This window comes from Marinomonas posidonica IVIA-Po-181, assembly GCF_000214215.1.
Taxonomy (GTDB): Bacteria; Pseudomonadota; Gammaproteobacteria; order Pseudomonadales; family Marinomonadaceae; genus Marinomonas; species Marinomonas posidonica.
Window position 1 is genome coordinate 568,122 of sequence record NC_015559.1, and the last position, 17,806, is coordinate 585,927.

Sequence of the window (17,806 nt, forward strand, 5' to 3'; positions counted from 1 at the left end):
CCTAGACGTTGTTCGGTTGAGGATCTGATGACAGTTCTACTATGCGGATTTGATCTTCGTGGGTTAGGCAAAGTGCGTCAGCTTCTTGCTGAGTTAATTTAATGGACCCTTCACGAGAGACGTTTCGTTGAATCAAAAGACAACGGAACGCTTTGACCTTGGTATTTGAAACCAGAAACACAGTCGCTTGTGGTTCTTCTGGACACTCTGTTATCTCAACCTTCTTTAAACGGCTGTCTCGAACGGCGCGAATGTCTTGTACTCGAGCTTCTAAGCTTGGTCCGCCATCAAAAATGTCCACGTAGTTTTCGTAACGGAAACCTTCTTTTTCTAATAAGTGACGGGCCGGCGCGGTATTTTTATGAACTTCCCCTAATACCTCGCGAGCTTCTTTTGGTAGCAAATTGACATACACAGGGTTGTTTGGCATCAGTTCGGCAATGAACTGTTTATTACCTTGAGCGGTGAGCTCGTCAGCCTGTTTGAAGTCAATAGAGAAGAAGTGACGGCCTAGACTCTCCCAAAATGGCGATACGCCATTTTCATCACTGACCCCGCGCATTTCGGCAAAGATTTTTGGTGTAAAGCGTTGAGGAAATTGCGCCATAAACATAAAACGGGATTTGGACAATAACTGACCATTTTTAGAATGGCGGTAACTCTCTTCTAAGAAGAGGGTGCAAATTTCACTGCAGCCGGTGAAGTCATTATTTAGAATTAAAGTCGGAACCGCATTGTGTACATTGAGTTCGCGAGAGGCATGGGTGATGGTGCCAAGGTGATAGCTGTAAAAAGGTTCGTCTAAGCCGACCGTCGCGAGCATGCCACAGGTGCCAACAATTTGACCTGTGGTGGTGTCTTCTAACACCATTAAGTAGTCTTCATCGGTAGGCTGATTGATGTCTTCTCGAGCAAAAGATTTGACAGCTCGGTCGATTTTTTTTTGCAACATGGCTTCGTCAGTGACCAAGGAGGTAAAACCAATGCCGGTTAATTCGGTTAGGCGGTAAAGTGGCTTTAGATCGCCTTCTTGAATAGGGCGTATGACCATCATGACGGTGTCCTCGTGATTGTATTTTGCATTATTTATCTGTTGCTAAGGATAGTGCAGACCATTGGATTCGGCTGCCGACCTTTATGTCTAATTGCTCTAATGTGGCGTGGTCGACACCTAATCCTGCACTCTGGGGTTCGGCGGTGGACACAGTGACGTGGAAGTGTTCCAGATGTCCTGTGGCAATAAGATACTGCTTGGCTTGCTGAGTAGGATTGATACTCAGAGCTTTCCCTGTTTGTTGATTGACGATGGTATGCAGGCTGTGAGTTTGTGCTTCGACACTTGGTCCAGCATCGAAAATATCAACATAACCACGAAACTCGAATCCTTCATTTAGTAAGATATCCGCACTTTGACTAGAATCTTCGTGGATCACGCCGATCGTTTCCTGTGCATTCTCAGGCAAGGTTGGTACATAGATTGGGTATCTTGGCATGAGGTCTGCGATAAAGTGTTTATTACTGACGCCAGATAAATAGTCGGCTTTTTTAAAATCCATGCTGAAAAAATGTTTGCCCAGTGCATCCCAGAAAGGCGAGTGTCCTTGTTTGTCGCTTTCGCCTCTTAGTTCTGCAAACAGGCGTTTGGTGAAACGTTGTGGATAGCGCGCAATAAATAACAGGCGAGCTTTTGATAATAACGACACGGCAAGTGTATTTTGATGTGCTTTGTCGACCACTAAGGCAATTAATCGACTGGTACCGTTGTAATCATGACATAAGAACAATGCGGGAATGCGATTGTGTATTTGCAATTGTGGTGATGCGTGTACGACCTCATCAATACGGTAGCTGTAAAAAGGCGCATCGGTTCCTACCATGGCATCAATACCACAACAACCAACGACTTTATTATGTCTAGTATCCATTAACACAAACAAGTAGGATTCATCTCCAGGTTGGATGATGTCTGCTTGCAGAGAGCGTTTTGACGTCGCAATTTTGTCATTGAGTCGTTCACGGTTGGCCGGTAAGTTAGTGAACCCAATTCCGGCTTGCTTAGCGAGTCGCTCTAAGGCTGGTAAATCGGCAAAATCAGCGGGTCGAACGAGGTACATGTTGGATCCTAAAAGCTAAACTAAATAATAGAGTGATTATTGCTCACTTAGCTTAGCTTAGTAAGTTTGTTTTTTTCGTATTTGCGACCTGGTTTTCCATATTGTGGCTAAAATGGGTCGTTTTTTGGTAATAGTGAGGAATATTAAATGGTGAAATCAGGGGTATATCAGCATTATAAGGGAGCCGAATACTGGGTGGAGCGTGTGGTAAAACACAGCGAAACGGAAGAGGCATTGGTCATCTATCAGGCGCTTTACGGTGAATTTGGCTGGTGGGCTCGACCAAAAGAAATGTTTCAGGAAAGTGTGGAAGTCAATGGCGAAGAGATTCCGCGTTTTGAGTGGATTCGCAGCACTCGTAACGCGAAGTAGTTAACCTAATAGGCTTTATGTGGGTGAATGCATCCAAGGGGATTCACGCATGAAGGCGATGATTTTTTCACGCAGCCAGCGATGGGCTAGGTCATTATTAAATCGTTCGTGCCAACAAATATGGATGGGGTAACGACCATTGTATTCGTCCAGCTCAATGATCTCCTGTGGAATCTCCAGAAGCTTTACAGGGTAGAAGTTATTTTTCTCACGCATGAGTTGTAGAAATAAATCCCCAATGGAACGAGACGTGACCAGAGCCATACCTCGTTTTACGGCCTGCATGGCGACCATGAGACTGTCTGTTTCCAGTGTGGGTTGAATATTATGGCCTTGTTGTCGAAGTTTCTGCTCAGTTTTGCTGAAGGGCGTGCTGTGATTACTGCGCAAATGGTGAGTGACGACTTTATGGGCCAGCAGATCGGCAACAGAGACATCCGTTTGATTGAACAATGGGCTAGCTTCACTCAAAATAATGCACGCGCTCATGTAACCAACCAGCTTGCTGCGGACATTATTTGGTGTGTCACTGACACGCATAATACCAATGTCGGCGTTACCTGAAATGATCTCTTCAAAATGAGATTCGCCCCAAGAGCTAATGGATAATCGAACGTTGGGCGCTTGATATTGCATAGAGGCGAGTAAGGCTTCGATAAAATTCTCTAAATCCCCTTCGTCTACTCTCAGTTTGAAGCGCCGATCTAAGGTTTTAAGATCGAGTGAATTCGGGCTCATTAATTCTGATAACGAGCTGAGAATAGGTTGAATTGCATCGTGCAATTCTGAGGCCCTTGCCGTTGGAGTTAAGCCGTATGCCTGACGGGTAAACAAGGTGTCTTTAAACAAATCTCTTAGTCTTTGTAGGCTTTTGCTTAACGCTGGTTGAGTGACGCCCAATCTTTCTGCGGCTCGGGAAACGCTGCCTTCTTCCATAATGGTGACGAACGCGACGAGTAGCTTAATATCCAGTTTTAAGATTTCGTCTAAATGCATAATCTTCTCTATGATTAAGACGGAACAGCGTCCTGCGACAATCGCAAGACGCTTTTTCCGTAAGTGGATGCTCTACTAGAATTCCTTGTGAGAGCGGTATTTCACTCGGAACAACATAGCGTAGAACACAGGTACTGCGATCAAGGTCAAGATAGTGGCAAAGCCAAGACCGAAGGAAATCACCACCGCCATGCCTTCAAAGAAAGCATCAAATAGCAATGGAATCATACCCAGAATGGTCGTGATGGCAGCCATACACACTGGTCTTACACGGCTGACGGCTGAGTTGAAGATGGCTTCGTATTTCTCTGTGCCTTGCTCCAACTCATAGTTGATCTGATCAGCCAGTACGATACCGTTTTTCACCGTCATCCCTGATAGACTCAAGAACCCAAGTAACGCCATGAAGCTGAATGCTGAGTTCATCACCAACAAACCAGTCGACACACCAATTAACGCCAGTGGTACACAGAACCAGATCGTTAGCGGTACACGAATTGAGTTGAACAATAGAATCGTAATGATGAACATGAACAGATAGCCCATTGGCAAGGCACTGAAAATGTTCGCCTGTGCATCGCTACTGCTTTCGTATTCACCACCCCATTCTAATTCGTAGCCCGGTGGCAAATTGATTGCTTCGATTTTGTCCTTGGTACGATTAAAGATTGACATGGCGGTATCATCACCAAGTATCTTCGGATCGGCCATGACGGTGATAGTACGTTTACGATCGCGGCGCTCTATAATCGGATCTTCCCATACGGTTTCGAAGCCAGACACCAAGGTTGATAAGGTCACATAAGAGCCAGACGCTGGGCTGTAGATTTGCAGATCACTGATCTGGTCAATCGACATGCTTTCGTTTTCAGGCGCTTTACGAACGATGGGCAATAAGTCTGTGCCTTCACGGTATAGACCAATTTGCGATCCAGCGAAGTTGGTCAATAAGACCTCATCCAATTCGGTTTTACTGATGCCTAGGCGACGAGCTTGAGCATCATTAAAGATAGGACGTAATACCTTAACAGGCTGACGCCAATCATCTTTGATGCTTTCTAGCCCACCGTCTTCACGGTACACCTGTTGGATTTGAGCACTGAATTGACGCAGCATCTTAGGATCGGGACCGCTAATGCGGGTTTCCAGTTTCGCACCGCTCGCTGGCCCTAATTGTAAGCGTTGAAGTTTCACTTCCAATTCTGGGTATTCTTCCTGCATTTTGTAATACAGGTCTTTCAATAAGCCAGGAATGTCTTCTTTGGTTTTCGTGCGAATAATGAACTGCGCATAACTGGAGTTGGTTTGTTCCGCGTTATACGTGAGCATGAAACGCAAGGTACCTTGACCTGTGGTCGAAGTCACAAATTCAATACGGTCATCTTTTAGTAACTCTTTCTCAATCATACGTACTTTATCGTAGGTACTGTCGATATGAGTGCCTTCTGGCATTTGAACGTCCATATAGAACATTGGCGTGGTAGAAGGCGGAAAAAATTCTTGTTTGACAAACTGGAATGCCCAACCTGCAGTAAACAAGCTACTAATCAATAGAATGACAGTGATCCAGCGATAATGCATGGCTTTGTCGAGTAGCCATTTATAACCAATAAAGATAAAGCCCTTGTATGGGTCATTCGCTTCAGGTGAGTTGCTGTTGCCTTCTTGCTGAGCTTTTTGGATCTGTTCTTTGAAGAAAAGATCACAGAAAAAAGGCGTCAGCGTGATGGCGGTAATCCAGCTCAAGAACAGTGAAATAAGCAATACGTAGAATAATGACCCGACGAATTCACCCACTGAATCCGGTGATAAACCAATTGGTGCGAAAGCGATGATGGCAATAATCGTTGCGCCAAGTAGAGGCCATTTGGTCTGTTTTACCACGTCACTGGCGGCTTGTAGCTTGGTCTTGCCACGCTGCATACCAATCAGCACCCCTTCGGTGACCACAATGGCATTATCCACCAACATACCGAGTGCAATGATCAAGCCCCCTAGGGAAATTCGCTGTAAGTTGATCTGGAAATAATCCATCACAATAAAGGTGCCCAAAATGGTCAACAAGAGTACGATGCCGATGAGGATGCCTGAACGGATACCCATGAAGACCAAAAGGACTAAAATAACGATACCAACGGCTTCTACTAGATTTAGTAAGAAGTTAGCAACGGAACGATCGACTTCTTTTGACTGGAAATAAATCGGATCCATGCTGATACCAACCGGCTGCTGGTATTGTAATTCGTCAATGCGTTTTTCAAGGCGATTGCCGACCTTAACCACGTTAACATTGCTAGAGAAAGAGACACCGAGTAGTAAAGACTGTGCGCCATTGAAGTCAACAATGTGTGTTTTCGGTTCCACATATTCGCGTTTGATCGTCGCGATGTCTTTTAAACGAATCAGATTACCGTCAATTGGCGTACCGACGATTAGGTTTTCTAACTCAGATATGTCCTTGAATTCCCCAGTTGGACTGATACGAACATATTCACTTCCGACTTTTACTCGGCCAGCGTTAGAGACACTGTTTTGGTTGGATAAAAGCGTCTGTAATTGGCTAGGAGCAATGCCCATATTGGCCAGTTTAGAACGTGAAATCTCAATTGAAATTTGTTCGTCTTGCTCAGCTGCCACAGTGACTTTAGCCACACCGTCTACCAAGACTAACTCACGCTTTACATAATCTACGTAGTTTTCGAGGTCTTTATAGGGATAGCCTTCACCATGGATGGCCAGCATAACTCCGTAAACATCACCGAAATCATCTAATACGATAGGTGTGTTGACACCAGATGGAAAACTGCCAGTAATGTCACGAATTTTCTTACGAACTTCGTCCCATATTTGCTTTAGCTGTTCTGCACGATAAGTGTCTTTGATGGTTAATTGAACTTTTGAGTAACCCGCTTTAGAGGTAGACACGATTTTGTCCACATAAGGCAGGTTTTGCAACTCACGCTCAATTGGGTAGGTTACTTCCTCTTCCACTTGTTCTGGTGATGCTCCAGGGTAAGTGGTAATGATTAAAGAGTCCTTAATGGTGAATGCAGGATCTTCAAGCTGGCCTAAGTTGGTAAAGGCGATCACACCGCCAATTAACAAAATAAGCGTCACCATCCAGCTGGTGACTTTGCGTTTTATAAAATAAGCAGCAATATCCATTATAGGCCTCGCTCACGTGTCCAAGGGCGTACTTTCATGCCGTCGGTTAAGCTGTGAACGCCTGCAGCGACGACTTTCTCGCCAGAATTTAGACCCTCAATTATTTCAACCTGATTGCCTTCTAAAGCACCTAATGTGACGTCACGGGCTTCTACTTTGTGGCTTTCACTATTAAAGACCCAAACTGTGCTGTTGGCTTCACCTGTTTGCGTATTTTCATGACGTAATACCGCTTCAACTGGTACCGTAATATGATGTTTTGTGCCCAATAGGATACTCACATCAATGTCGACGTTGGCGGTCATACCAGGCAATAGGGTATGTTGATTTTCATCGTTGCGAATCAAGTGCATTGTGACTTCATATGCCATGGTGGTCGCATTTGGTGAGGTGTTGTGTTCTTTATACATAGCATGAAAGACTTCTTTTGGTGCCACATCAACAACAACACGAGGACGGTAGTCCGAATGTGTGCCCTTGATGCTAACGACCAAACTTTCTGGTACTTCAAAATCAACGTCCAGGTTTTCGATATCTTGCATGTGCATTAAGGTTTGTGCAGCACTGACATACTGGAAATTTTCTGTGTCTACATTTGAAATCACACCATTAAATGGCGCGTACACCTTGGTGTATTTAAGCTGGTTACGAGCGGATTGAAGTGCATTGTTTGCTTGATCTAACGTCGCCTTAGTTGAGTCATATTGCGATTTAGTCGTCGCATTTTGCTTCAACATGGTTTGGATACGCTTAAATTGTGCTTCCGCCAAACGTTGATTGGCTTCAGCTAATTCAACTTCAAGCTTAAAGTCAGTGGTGTCGAGAGAGGCGAGCAAATCCCCTTTTTTTACTGTCTGCCCAGCCACAATATTTAAGGTTTTTAACTGACCGCCAACACGAAAAGCAATGTCTGTTTCTTCACTTGCTTGTAATTCAGCTGGAAAACGTCGGATGTTGATCGCGTTCGTCGATTGGATTGTCAGTAATTTAACGGGTCGGATGATTTCTTTTACAACACTGGTTTCTTCAGGGTTATCGGATGAGCAAGCCGTCAGAAATAGCGAAGTCGCTAAGGTGACGCCCATCATCATATTTAGTCGCTTTGCGCGTGTCATTGGTTGCTCCGTCAATAAATTGAAAATAATTAGATGAATCTATTTTATATCTCTTGTATGACGATATAAATTTTTAAATATATATTAAAGATATACTATATTTGGAATACAACTAATAATTTTGCATTTATTAAGGACAGTGAAGAATCACTTTAAGCGGTTTTCTCTAATTCTTTCAAAAAGGTTTCGAGTACTAGGTTGGTTCTAGCGCCTTTACGAGTAATGGCTGAGAACTGAGTGTTGTAGCGGCATTCGTTCGGTAGGATAGAACGCATTCGTCCATCCCTTTCCCAATGTGCCGCCACGTGATCCGGTAAAAAACCAATATATCGTCCTGTTAATATCAGGAAGGCCACGCCTTCTCGGTCTGTGGCCGTGGCACTGGCTTGTAAAGGTTGATGTTGGGCTTTGATTTCAGGCGTCTGGGCATAAGCTGGCAACACGGCATCATAATTCTTCAATTTCGCTTTGCTAATTTTTTGATCATCCATATCGAATAAAGGGTGAGTGTTACTGCAATAGAGCTTGGATTCTTCTTCGTATAAATGATGGTATTCCAAGCCGCTAAGGATCTTTAAATCTGGCACTATGCCAACATGCAGTCCGCCATCTAATACCCCTCGTTCGACATCCGTTGGTGGAATCATCCGAATATTCACTGTGACTTGCGGACCTTTGTCTTTTAACCCTGCCAGCGAATGTGTAATGCGTGTATGAGGCAAAGTGACAAGGTTGTCGGTAATGCCAATGTTTAACTCACCTTTTAGATGTTGGTGAAGGGCATTAATGTGGGTGCGAAAGTCTTCAATTGATGACAATAATTGCAACGTGTGCTCATAAACCTGGCTGCCTTCATTGGTTAATGAAAAACCAGATCGCCCCCGCTGACAAAGTCGAAATCCTAAGCGCGTTTCCAAATCTGAAATGGCAATGCTGATGGCAGCTCGGCTGATATTAAGCACCACTTCTGCGGCCGAAAAACCGCCACACTCCACCACGGTTTTGTAAATTCGCAAAATCCTAAGGTCGGCATCACTGATTTGACTTTGGAAGGTTTTCATACATGACGGCTCTTTTTAGTGATCACTTGGTGAATTCTATTGTTAACCTAAAGCTTAACTAAGGGTTAATAAAATCGACTTTTTATAATCTATTACCATTGGCATAGTAGCGTCAATAGCGCACTTTTTGAAACATCAAATCCACAAGTAAATTTTACCCAAGGTTATGGAGTTGTTATGGAATTGATCGGACACCTTATTGGTGGAAAAGCCTCCTCTACGGCTGAGCGAAAGCAAGATGTGTTTAACCCAGCAACAGGAGAAGTCGCAAAACAAGTGGCGATTGCACCTCGTGGAACCGTAGAAGAAGCTATCGCGGTAGCGCAAGCCGCATATCCAGAGTGGCGAAATACGCCGGCTCTGAAGCGAGCTCGCATTATGTTTAATTACAAAGCCTTGCTGGAAAAACACGCCGATCGAATTTGCGAATTGATTGGCGCAGAGCATGGCAAGATTTGTCATGATGCTGCTGGTGAATTGCAACGTGGGATTGAAAATGTGGAATACGCTTGTGGTGCCCCAGAATTACTAAAAGGGGAGTTTAGCAAGAATGTTGGTCCAAACATCGATTCTTGGAGTGAATTTCAACCGCTGGGCGTCGTCGCGGGGATTACCCCTTTTAACTTTCCTGCCATGGTGCCTTTGTGGATGTTCCCGATGGCAATTGTGTGCGGAAACACTTTTGTTTTGAAGCCTTCTGAGCGTGATCCAAGTACGGCCTTGTTTATCGCTGAGTTATTGCATGAAGCGGGATTACCTGTGGGCGTCTTTAATGTCGTGAACGGTGATAAGGTGGCTGTTGATACTTTGTTGGAGGATCAACGTGTCAAAGCGGTGAGCTTCGTCGGCTCCACGCCGATTGCAGAATACATTTACAGTAAAGCCAGTGCCAATGGTAAGCGTTGTCAGGCATTGGGCGGTGCGAAAAACCACGCCATTGTCATGCCAGATGCGGATATGGATAACGTTGTCAGTCAGTTGTTGGGAGCGGCATTTGGTTCATCTGGTGAGCGTTGCATGGCCTTGTCGGTGGCCGTAGCGGTTGGTCAAGCGGCGGGCGATCAGTTAGTGGCGAAAATGAAAGAGGCCATGACTCCCTTAAAAGTGGGCGAATGCTCTGATAAAAGTAACGATTTTGGTCCAGTGATTACTCAGGAACACAAAGATAAAGTGGTTGGTTTTATTAACAGTGCTGAACAGCAAGGTGCGACTGTGGTTGTTGATGGTCGTAACCCGCAAGTAGCTGGTTATGAGAATGGCTTCTTCGTTGGTGCGACTTTAATTGATGGCGTGACTAAAGAAATGGATTCTTATCAGCAAGAAATTTTTGGGCCCGTCTTGCAGGTCGTTCGAGTCGATAGCATGGAAAACGCCATGACCTTGATTAATGATCATGAATACGGCAATGGTACTTGTATCTTTACCCGTGATGGAGAAGCCGCACGTTATTTCTCCGACCATATTGAAGTTGGCATGGTGGGAATTAATGTGCCTTTACCTGTGCCAGTGGCGTACCACAGTTTTGGTGGTTGGAAACGCTCTTTATTTGGTGATCTGCATGCATATGGTCCAGATGCCGTGCGCTTTTATACTAAGCGTAAAACCATTACACAGCGTTGGCCTTCTGCAGGTGTTCGTGAAGGGAAGAGCTTTTCGTTCCCTTCTTAGTCCCAGGACATTTCTAACTGATTCGATAGAAATGTGTTTGTTTGACCGCTTCCATAAGTAAGCGGTCTTTTTTTTATGAAAAATCTTCGATTTTCAGCAATATGGTGGTCATTCACTAGGAAGTGGTGTTTTTTTGAACTAGTATGATATTAGCTAGTTTAGATGTTGAGTTCATTGAGTACGCTATGAAAATCGAAAAGCCTTTATCGAATGTGCTGAAGTGGCTATCCCTTGTTGTTGTTCTTTCTTTATCCGCTTGCGCCGCCATAGACGATCAAAGTGAATTGGATGCGGACTCGTTATCCTTTGAAGTGGAAGACAATACGGCTTATTTATCTGGCGTGTTAGACAGCAGCTTGGTGTCGGAATTAACGGCATTGCTAACCGAAAATCCAAATGTAACGGATTTAGTGCTGGTTGATGTGCCAGGTTCAACAGATCAACAAGCGACGATGGACGGAGCACGTCTCATTCGACGTTTAGGATTAAACACTCATATTGCGCCAACAGGGTATGTGTTGTCAGGCGGAGTTGATTTATTCTTAGGTGGTGTTGAGAGAACCATAGGCGCTGGTGCTGGTGTTGGTATTCATGCATGGTCTGATGGTACTCGTATTAATGCTTCTAGTGCCAATGTGGCTGACCCGATCCACGCGACTTACGTAAACTTTTATTTGGAAATGGGCGTACCTGATCGGTTTTATTGGTTTTCTCTAACCGCCGCACCGGCAGATAGAGTGTATTTTCTGTCCCCAGAAGAAGTGTATGACCTTCAGTTAGCAACGCAATAAATCATAATGTTGAGTGGGGGCGATATGGAACAAATCGAGTTATTTGTCATCGAAAGCCCTTGCAAGGGTATTTGCGAAAACAGTGCTAAAGGTTTTTGTAAAGGCTGTTTGCGGAGTCGAGATGAACGCTTTCATTGGTTCTCTCTTTCTAATGAGGCAAGATTTCATATCCTGGAGCTTTGCAAACAACGCCGAGTACGCTTGTTAAAAGCCCGTCAAGAAAGGCTAGATGCCCAATCCGACAGAGCCCTTCCTTATGGTATGGAGGATGAGCCTGTCGAGGATTTGTTGTCTGGGTTGAACTGATTGTGTCTCAGCTGCTGGATTGCTCGCCTAAATAAAATGAAGCGTTTCATTCAGGCAATGACAGCACTAAACGATTTTCTTCTGATTAACCAAAAATGGCTTCCAAGGCTTGAGAGAGACGTTCCACTCCAATGACTTCCATTCCCTCAATGGGTTTCTTAGGGCAATTCGCTTTTGGTACCACGGCTTTGGTAAAACCGTGTTTCGCCGCTTCACTGATGCGTTCTTGGCCGGATGGGACTGGGCGAATCTCTCCCGAAAGTCCCACTTCCCCTAGTACAACGAGATCATGAGGCAGTATTTGATCTCGGAAACTGGAAACAACCGCGGCAATGGCGGCCAAATCGGCGCTGGTTTCTAATACTTTCACACCGCCTACGACATTTAGGTACACATCTTGATCAGAGGTTAGTAGGCCACCATGTTTGTGTAGAACGGCCAATAGCATGGCCAAGCGATTATGATCAAAGCCCACGGTAACGCGACGAGGGTTGCCAAGGGCAGAATCATCGACTAATGCTTGCAGTTCCACTAGTAAAGGACGCGTACCTTCCCACACCACCATCACTAAACTGCCAGCGGCAGGTTGATTGCTGCGGTTTAAAAAGATGGAACTGGGATTTTTGACTTCTTTTAAGCCGTTTTCCATCATCGCAAACACGCCTAACTCATTAATCGCGCCGAAACGGTTTTTCATGCCGCGTAAAGTACGAAAACGTGAATCTTCTGAGCCTTCGAGTAGCACGGAGCAATCGACCATATGCTCTAAGACTTTAGGGCCTGCTAGGGTACCATCTTTGGTAACGTGCCCAACTAATAAGACGGCAGTTTGAGTTTGTTTGGCAAAGCGAGTTAACACAGCGGCACTTTCGCGAACCTGTGACACACTGCCAGGAGCGGATTCAATACCATCAAGGTGCATGACTTGGATCGAGTCAATGACAATGACTTTAGGGTTAACCTGTTGTGCCACTGTCATAATGGCTTCAACATTGGTCTCCGACAGCATTTTAAGGTTTTGCGTTGGTAAACCAAGACGATTCGCTCGCATGGCGACTTGTTGCAAGGATTCTTCACCTGTGACATACAGAGCCGTTTGTTGTTGCGCAAGCCAGCACATAGTTTGTAGTAATAAGGTACTTTTCCCTGCGCCGGGATGACCGCCAATCAAGACCACACCACCAGGGACTAAGCCACCCCCTAAAACACGATCGAATTCACTGGCACCGGAACTAAAGCGTGGCACATCACCGAGATCAACATCGGATAAATTTTGAATGCCGGTAGTGGCTCCAGCATAACCCAATGTTCGTGCGTCTTGACTCGCGGCCACACGAGCGGAGGTTTTGCCGGAGGTTAAACGGATTTCAGAGAGTGAATTCCACGCGCCACACGCTTGGCATTGACCTTGCCATTTCGCATAATCTGCGCCGCATTCATTGCACACAAAGGCGGTTTTTGCTTTAGCCATTAGATTCTCTTTGTCATAAGTCAGCTGGGCGTATTTGCCCAGCTTATTGGAAATAACGTCCATGTTATCACAGCTGAAACCTTACTTAGTATGCTTCCAATTAAGTGAATAAAGGTCGGTTCGGCGGTCTTTTAAATTGTTCACAGAACCTTCGCTGCGTGTCAGTTTGAGTTTATCTAAGTCCAAATCTGAGAACATGATCATCTCTGTATTTGGGGTTGTTTCGGCCATCACAGCATCATGTGGATAAGAGAAGTCAGACGGTGAAAACACTGAACTTTGGGCGTATTGGATGTCTAGGTTTTCAACTTGAGGAAGGTTGCCACAGCTACCACAAATGACCACATAACATTCGTTTTCAATAGCGCGTGCTTGTGCGCAGCGGCGAACACGAAGATAGCCATTTTTAGTGTCGGTCCAGAAGGGGACGAACAGAATGTCCATGTCTTGAGACGCCAGTAAACGACCTAATTCAGGGAATTCCACATCGTAACAAATTAAAATACCCACTCGGCCTGCGTCGGTATCAAATACTTTGAGATCATGGCCGCCTTCAATGATCCAGTCGCGACGTTCATGAGGCGTGATGTGAATTTTCTTTTGCTCTTCGACGGTGCCATCACGACGACATAGATAGCTGACATTGTAGAGAGTGTCATCTTCCATTAAAGGCATAGAGCCTGTAATAACGTTGATGTTATAGCTCACTGCCAGCTGTGACATTTCATTTTTAAAGCGGTCTGTGTAGCTGGCGAGAAAGCGGATTGCTTCCGTTTGGTTACTTTGATCCGGGCTTAAACCAATTAAAGGGGCGTTGAAAAATTCCGGAAACAGAACAAAGTCACTTTTGTAATCGGATACCGCATCGACAAAATACTCTACTTGTGTGAGCAGTTCGTCGACACTTTCTACTTCGCGCATTTGCCATTGAATCGCACCGATTCGAACCTGTGTCTTTCTGGATTTAATGACGGTGGTTTCCGGTGAAAAAAAGATATTTTTCCATTCTAAAAGGGTGGCGTAACCTTGGGATTTTTCGTCTTCCGGCATATAGCGTTTTAATAAACGAGTGACCTGAAAATCGTTTGATAGCTGGAAGGTGAGAATTGGATCATAAATCTTACGCTCTCGCACGGCTTCCAGGTATTCGGCTGGTGTCATCTCGTGAGCGTGTTCGTGGTAATTTGGAATGCGACCACCGGCCAGAATGGCACGTAAGTTGTGCTGACGGCACAGCTCCTTTCGTGCTTCGTATAAACGACGACCGAGACGATAACCTCGGTATTCCGGTGCGATTAAAACATCTAGGCCGTACATGGCATCACCAAGGCGATCATTGAGGATGTTTTCTTTTTGGTCCACAAGATCATCGTAAGTATGCGGGTTACTGAAACGGTGGTAATTAACTTGGACTGACAGGGCAATGCCGACGATTTCACCGTGATCTTCCAGACAGATCTGACCTTCTGGAAAGTCTTTAATCAGTTTGTGAATAGTATGCTCAGGCCAAGCTCCACCAATGTCGTGGTACACCTTATCCATGAGGGTTTTTACTTGGGTGTAATCTTGGTTGGTGATGTTGCGAATTTTTAAGTGTAAATCTTCACGCATGTTGAGTGAGCCCCTTTGAGCTTTGGGGAGATGCGAACAAGTCCTCTGGCTTCAGCCTGTGGAAAGCTCTCTTCTATTCGAGGCAAGTTTCGTAGTCCAATATTGGCAAGAAGCTTAACAAAGAATAAAGAGAGTTTAATCCACGCCCTTTGGGTCTTTCAGAGAAAAGGTCTTTATTCTTAAGAGTGGTTGAAAGGTATTAACATTCTTGCCACTCATGCCTTGATAGAGTGCTTCTCTGATAAGACTGAAGTTCGGAAGACTTGATTACACCTTCCCTTATGTTCTCGATAAAATCTGATAATAACGTGTATTAAGTGATAAGGCGTTAAAATTTCTTTTCAATCCCTTGCTTATATCTTTTCCTAAAACAGAAAACCCCCGCCGAAGCGAGGGTTTGGATCTTACTCAGTTAAGTAAGAGATACTTGAAAGGTCTGTTATTTTTTGAATTCTGGGTATGCTTCCATACCACATTCAGATAAATCAACACCTTCGTATTCTTCTTCTTCGCTGACACGGACACCCATGATGGCTTTGATGATTAACCAAGCTACCAAGCTAGTGACGAATACCCAGACAAAGATAGTTAATGCACCTGCGATTTGACCGCTGAAGCTTGCACCGTCGTTTGTTAGTGGCACAGCAAGTAGGCCCCAAACACCAACCACACCGTGTACAGAGATGGCACCAACTGGATCATCAATTTTCAGCTTATCAAGCGTTAGGATAGACATTACAACGATCAGACCACCAACAACACCGATTAACGTAGCACCTAGAGCAGAAGGAGTAGAAGGTTCTGCCGTGATCGCAACCAGACCGGCTAGTGCACCGTTAAGTAGCATTGTAAGATCGGCTTTACCGAATAGGATACGAGCTAGAAGAAGGGCACCGATCGCGCCACCAGCTGCTGCTGCGTTCGTGTTTAGGAAGACCATAGCAACAGAGTTAGCGTTGGCAATGTCGCCCAGTTTCAATACAGAACCACCGTTGAAACCGAACCAACCCATCCAAAGGATGAATGTACCTAGTGTCGCTAGAGGTAGGTTAGCACCAGGAATGGCACGTACTTCACCGTTAGGACCGTATTTGCCTTTACGAGCACCTAGTACAAGGACACCAGCAAGGGCTGCTGCTGCACCCGCCATGTGAACGATACCAGAACCAGCAAAGTCAGAGAAACCTAAGTCACCTAGGTTGAACATACCGAATACATCGTTGCCGCCCCAAGTCCAAGAACCTTCCATTGGGTAGATGAACGCTGTCATTACCACCGCGAAGATTAGGAAAGACCATAGTTTCATACGCTCAGCAACTGCACCCGAAACGATAGACATAGCCGTTGCTACGAATACCACTTGGAAGAAGAAGTCAGAAGCGCCAGAGTAGATAGAACCGCCTTCAAAACCGCCATCACGGCCAGCAAAGTCAGTTAGAGTAGAAGCAACGTCTACATCTTGAATACCCGTTAGGAACCAAGTACCGCCGTACATGATTGAGTAACCACAAACTAGGTACATGATACAAGAGATCGCAAATAGCGCGACGTTCTTTGTTAGGATTTCAGTGGTGTTTTTAGCTCGTACTAAACCCGCTTCCAACATGGCAAATCCAGCTGCCATCCACATAACCAGTGCACCACACACCAAGAAGTAGAAGGTGTCCATGGCATATTGTAAGTGAAAAATTTGATCTTGCATGTTTCGCCCCCCTAAAGGCTAAAATATTCGAACCGTATTAAACGGCTTCTACGCCAGTTTCGCCGGTACGAATACGAACCGCTTGCTCAAGGTTAACGATAAAGATTTTACCGTCGCCGATTTTGCCAGTATTTGCAGCACCACTAATGGCTTCAACCACTTGGTCTGTCATATCGTCTGCAATGGCTAGCTCGATTTTTACCTTAGGTAGAAAGTCCACAACGTATTCCGCGCCGCGGTATAGTTCTGTGTGGCCTTTTTGACGTCCGAACCCTTTCACTTCTGTTACTGTGATGCCTTGAACACCGATTTCAGAAAGCGCTTCTCGAACATCATCGAGTTTAAATGGCTTGATGATGGCAGTAATAAGCTTCATACCCACTGTCTCCTTTAAAAGTCAGTTTTATTGTCGTATCGCAGGTAGATGTCTATATTCAATATGCGTGCCATCTCTTCAACAGTCCAAGCGGCAAGGGCTTTGTAAGGATTTTGTCGGCTTATTGAAATTAAAAAGGGCATGAAATGAATTGATTTAGTGCAGCATATTGGGGTGCACTAAACGTGTACTGCCTCAAATTGGTGCGAAAAATCATCCATAAAATGACATTATCACTTTTTGTCACTCTATCTACTTGCTCCCAATAAAGAAATAGAGGTTAGCGGGATCAACTAGCTGGGGGTGTATAATTCCTTTGAATGATAACTAAATGGTCAAAATCAATTTGTCATCGCACAAAAAGAAGGCGTGAATGAATTCATCACTGAGCTTGTTTGTACCTTTACTCGACCACTATACTAAGCAAATTATCGGTATTTAATTAACCAAGCCCTATTGGGGAGCAATGAGAGTAAAATGATTGATCAATTTATTAAACAATTAGGCACTGGTTTGGAGCAGGCAGTGGAAACCTTAGGTAAGTTGCCGAAAGAAGAAATTCAAGCCCAATTGCATCAAGTGGCGCAAACCACCTTAAGTAAAATGGACTTAGTGACCCGTGAAGAGTTTGAAGTACAGGCAGCGATGTTGGCCAAATACCGAGAGAAACTAACGGCTTTGGAAACGCGTTTGGCGGAATTGGAAAAAGATCAATAAGCTTACTTCCAGCCTTGTTGCCACCGTTCCGTTGAGCAAAGGGATTGCCAAGGTAATCTATATTGTTGGTGATTGATAACGGCCTCCAATACACATTCGATTACCTTGTCGTCTTCATCATGGATGAGTTTTGTCACAATAAAGTGCTTTTCTCTTTGTTGTGGTGAATTGGATGTCCATTTAGACAGTAATAATTTATTCGGGTTAATTTGATGCTTTGGCATGTTTCACCTTGTTAATCCGTTATTGTTAACTTGTTGTTCTAAAAGTAAGAACCACCTATTAGATATACGTGAAAAACGCTGAGTTAGATGACTTAGCGAGAACATTATCAAACGATC

16 protein-coding genes are annotated in these 17,806 nt (G+C 44.7%); 5 read left to right on the top strand and 11 right to left on the bottom strand.

Features of this window, described 5'->3' with window-relative positions; all coding sequences use genetic code 11:
* Nucleotide 1: 1 nt before the first annotated feature.
* Both astA and MAR181_RS02580 read right to left on the bottom strand, forming a co-directional pair.
* A complete protein-coding gene (astA, locus tag MAR181_RS02575; RefSeq protein ID WP_013795059.1) occupies nucleotides 2-1,054 on the bottom strand; it encodes an arginine N-succinyltransferase in 1,053 nt (350 codons plus the stop codon).
* A 28-nt stretch (nucleotides 1,055-1,082) separates the two neighbouring features.
* Nucleotides 1,083-2,114 carry an arginine N-succinyltransferase gene (locus tag MAR181_RS02580; protein ID WP_013795060.1) on the bottom strand — a complete coding sequence of 344 codons (1,032 nt, stop codon included), beginning with the start codon at nucleotides 2,112-2,114 and terminating at the stop codon, nucleotides 1,083-1,085.
* A 147-nt stretch (nucleotides 2,115-2,261) separates the two neighbouring features.
* On the opposite strand from MAR181_RS02580, the gene MAR181_RS02585 reads away from it, so the two are divergent.
* Nucleotides 2,262-2,486, top strand: a complete 225-nt coding sequence (locus MAR181_RS02585; protein ID WP_013795061.1) for a DUF1653 domain-containing protein — start codon at nucleotides 2,262-2,264, stop codon at nucleotides 2,484-2,486.
* Between the two features lie 15 nt (nucleotides 2,487-2,501).
* Here the strand turns inward: MAR181_RS02585 and MAR181_RS02590 are convergent, their stop codons facing one another.
* The 4 genes from MAR181_RS02590 to MAR181_RS02605 all read right to left on the bottom strand — a co-directional run bounded on the left by MAR181_RS02590 (nucleotide 2,502) and on the right by MAR181_RS02605 (nucleotide 8,823).
* Nucleotides 2,502-3,482: a LysR family transcriptional regulator gene (locus MAR181_RS02590; protein ID WP_013795062.1), complete on the bottom strand. Its 981-nt coding sequence runs from the start codon at nucleotides 3,480-3,482 to the stop codon at nucleotides 2,502-2,504.
* A gap of 75 nt (nucleotides 3,483-3,557) precedes the next feature.
* Nucleotides 3,558-6,647, bottom strand: coding sequence for an efflux RND transporter permease subunit (locus tag MAR181_RS02595; RefSeq protein ID WP_013795063.1), 3,090 nt, complete (start codon nucleotides 6,645-6,647; stop codon nucleotides 3,558-3,560).
* Entirely contained in the window at nucleotides 6,647-7,762 is a 1,116-nt protein-coding gene (locus MAR181_RS02600; protein WP_013795064.1) for an efflux RND transporter periplasmic adaptor subunit, read from the bottom strand. The genes MAR181_RS02595 and MAR181_RS02600 overlap by 1 nt, the downstream gene beginning before the upstream one ends.
* Nucleotides 7,763-7,914: 152 nt before the next feature.
* Nucleotides 7,915-8,823: a LysR family transcriptional regulator gene (locus MAR181_RS02605; protein WP_013795065.1), complete on the bottom strand. Its 909-nt coding sequence runs from the start codon at nucleotides 8,821-8,823 to the stop codon at nucleotides 7,915-7,917.
* Nucleotides 8,824-9,000: 177 nt separating this feature from the next.
* Between MAR181_RS02605 and MAR181_RS02610 the strand changes: the two genes are divergently transcribed.
* From MAR181_RS02610 to MAR181_RS02620, 3 genes are all read left to right on the top strand, one after another.
* Nucleotides 9,001-10,491 (top strand): CoA-acylating methylmalonate-semialdehyde dehydrogenase, encoded by a 1,491-nt coding sequence (locus MAR181_RS02610; protein WP_013795066.1) that lies wholly within the window; start codon nucleotides 9,001-9,003, stop codon nucleotides 10,489-10,491.
* Nucleotides 10,492-10,634: 143 nt separating this feature from the next.
* Complete coding sequence (locus tag MAR181_RS02615; protein ID WP_013795067.1) at nucleotides 10,635-11,282, top strand: COG3904 family protein; 648 nt, start codon at nucleotides 10,635-10,637, stop codon at nucleotides 11,280-11,282.
* 24 nt (nucleotides 11,283-11,306) lie between these two features.
* Nucleotides 11,307-11,588 carry a DUF1289 domain-containing protein gene (locus MAR181_RS02620; protein WP_013795068.1) on the top strand — a complete coding sequence of 94 codons (282 nt, stop codon included), beginning with the start codon at nucleotides 11,307-11,309 and terminating at the stop codon, nucleotides 11,586-11,588.
* Nucleotides 11,589-11,673: 85 nt separating this feature from the next.
* Here MAR181_RS02620 and radA read toward each other — a convergent pair whose 3' ends face one another.
* From radA to glnK, 4 genes are all read right to left on the bottom strand, one after another.
* Entirely contained in the window at nucleotides 11,674-13,059 is a 1,386-nt protein-coding gene (radA, locus tag MAR181_RS02625) for a DNA repair protein RadA (RefSeq protein WP_041651123.1), read from the bottom strand.
* Between the two features lie 81 nt (nucleotides 13,060-13,140).
* Nucleotides 13,141-14,670, bottom strand: coding sequence for a carbon-nitrogen hydrolase family protein (locus MAR181_RS02630; protein ID WP_013795070.1), 1,530 nt, complete (start codon nucleotides 14,668-14,670; stop codon nucleotides 13,141-13,143).
* Between the two features lie 439 nt (nucleotides 14,671-15,109).
* Nucleotides 15,110-16,372 carry an ammonium transporter gene (locus tag MAR181_RS02635; RefSeq protein WP_013795071.1) on the bottom strand — a complete coding sequence of 421 codons (1,263 nt, stop codon included), beginning with the start codon at nucleotides 16,370-16,372 and terminating at the stop codon, nucleotides 15,110-15,112.
* A 37-nt stretch (nucleotides 16,373-16,409) separates the two neighbouring features.
* Nucleotides 16,410-16,748, bottom strand: coding sequence for a P-II family nitrogen regulator (gene glnK, locus MAR181_RS02640; protein ID WP_013795072.1), 339 nt, complete (start codon nucleotides 16,746-16,748; stop codon nucleotides 16,410-16,412).
* A 477-nt stretch (nucleotides 16,749-17,225) separates the two neighbouring features.
* On the opposite strand from glnK, the gene MAR181_RS02645 reads away from it, so the two are divergent.
* Nucleotides 17,226-17,465 (top strand): accessory factor UbiK family protein, encoded by a 240-nt coding sequence (locus MAR181_RS02645; protein ID WP_013795073.1) that lies wholly within the window; start codon nucleotides 17,226-17,228, stop codon nucleotides 17,463-17,465.
* A gap of 2 nt (nucleotides 17,466-17,467) precedes the next feature.
* On the opposite strand, the gene MAR181_RS02650 is transcribed toward MAR181_RS02645, so the two are convergent.
* Nucleotides 17,468-17,689 carry a TIGR02450 family Trp-rich protein gene (locus tag MAR181_RS02650; protein WP_013795074.1) on the bottom strand — a complete coding sequence of 74 codons (222 nt, stop codon included), beginning with the start codon at nucleotides 17,687-17,689 and terminating at the stop codon, nucleotides 17,468-17,470.
* Between the last annotated feature and the right edge of the window lie 117 nt (nucleotides 17,690-17,806).

Bases quoted from the DNA above. Each gene is read 5' to 3' on its own strand.
- astA (WP_013795059.1), bottom strand. From the start codon at position 1,054: ATGATGGTCATACGCCCTATTCAAGAAGGCGATCTAAAGCCACTTTAC.
- MAR181_RS02580 (WP_013795060.1), bottom strand. From the start codon at position 2,114: ATGTACCTCGTTCGACCCGCTGATTTTGCCGATTTACCAGCCTTAGAG.
- MAR181_RS02585 (WP_013795061.1), top strand. From the start codon at position 2,262: ATGGTGAAATCAGGGGTATATCAGCATTATAAGGGAGCCGAATACTGG.
- MAR181_RS02590 (WP_013795062.1), bottom strand. From the start codon at position 3,482: ATGCATTTAGACGAAATCTTAAAACTGGATATTAAGCTACTCGTCGCG.
- MAR181_RS02595 (WP_013795063.1), bottom strand. From the start codon at position 6,647: ATGGATATTGCTGCTTATTTTATAAAACGCAAAGTCACCAGCTGGATG.
- MAR181_RS02600 (WP_013795064.1), bottom strand. From the start codon at position 7,762: ATGACACGCGCAAAGCGACTAAATATGATGATGGGCGTCACCTTAGCG.
- MAR181_RS02605 (WP_013795065.1), bottom strand. From the start codon at position 8,823: ATGAAAACCTTCCAAAGTCAAATCAGTGATGCCGACCTTAGGATTTTG.
- MAR181_RS02610 (WP_013795066.1), top strand. From the start codon at position 9,001: ATGGAATTGATCGGACACCTTATTGGTGGAAAAGCCTCCTCTACGGCT.
- MAR181_RS02615 (WP_013795067.1), top strand. From the start codon at position 10,635: ATGATATTAGCTAGTTTAGATGTTGAGTTCATTGAGTACGCTATGAAA.
- MAR181_RS02620 (WP_013795068.1), top strand. From the start codon at position 11,307: ATGGAACAAATCGAGTTATTTGTCATCGAAAGCCCTTGCAAGGGTATT.
- radA (WP_041651123.1), bottom strand. From the start codon at position 13,059: ATGGCTAAAGCAAAAACCGCCTTTGTGTGCAATGAATGCGGCGCAGAT.
- MAR181_RS02630 (WP_013795070.1), bottom strand. From the start codon at position 14,670: ATGCGTGAAGATTTACACTTAAAAATTCGCAACATCACCAACCAAGAT.
- MAR181_RS02635 (WP_013795071.1), bottom strand. From the start codon at position 16,372: ATGCAAGATCAAATTTTTCACTTACAATATGCCATGGACACCTTCTAC.
- glnK (WP_013795072.1), bottom strand. From the start codon at position 16,748: ATGAAGCTTATTACTGCCATCATCAAGCCATTTAAACTCGATGATGTT.
- MAR181_RS02645 (WP_013795073.1), top strand. From the start codon at position 17,226: ATGATTGATCAATTTATTAAACAATTAGGCACTGGTTTGGAGCAGGCA.
- MAR181_RS02650 (WP_013795074.1), bottom strand. From the start codon at position 17,689: ATGCCAAAGCATCAAATTAACCCGAATAAATTATTACTGTCTAAATGG.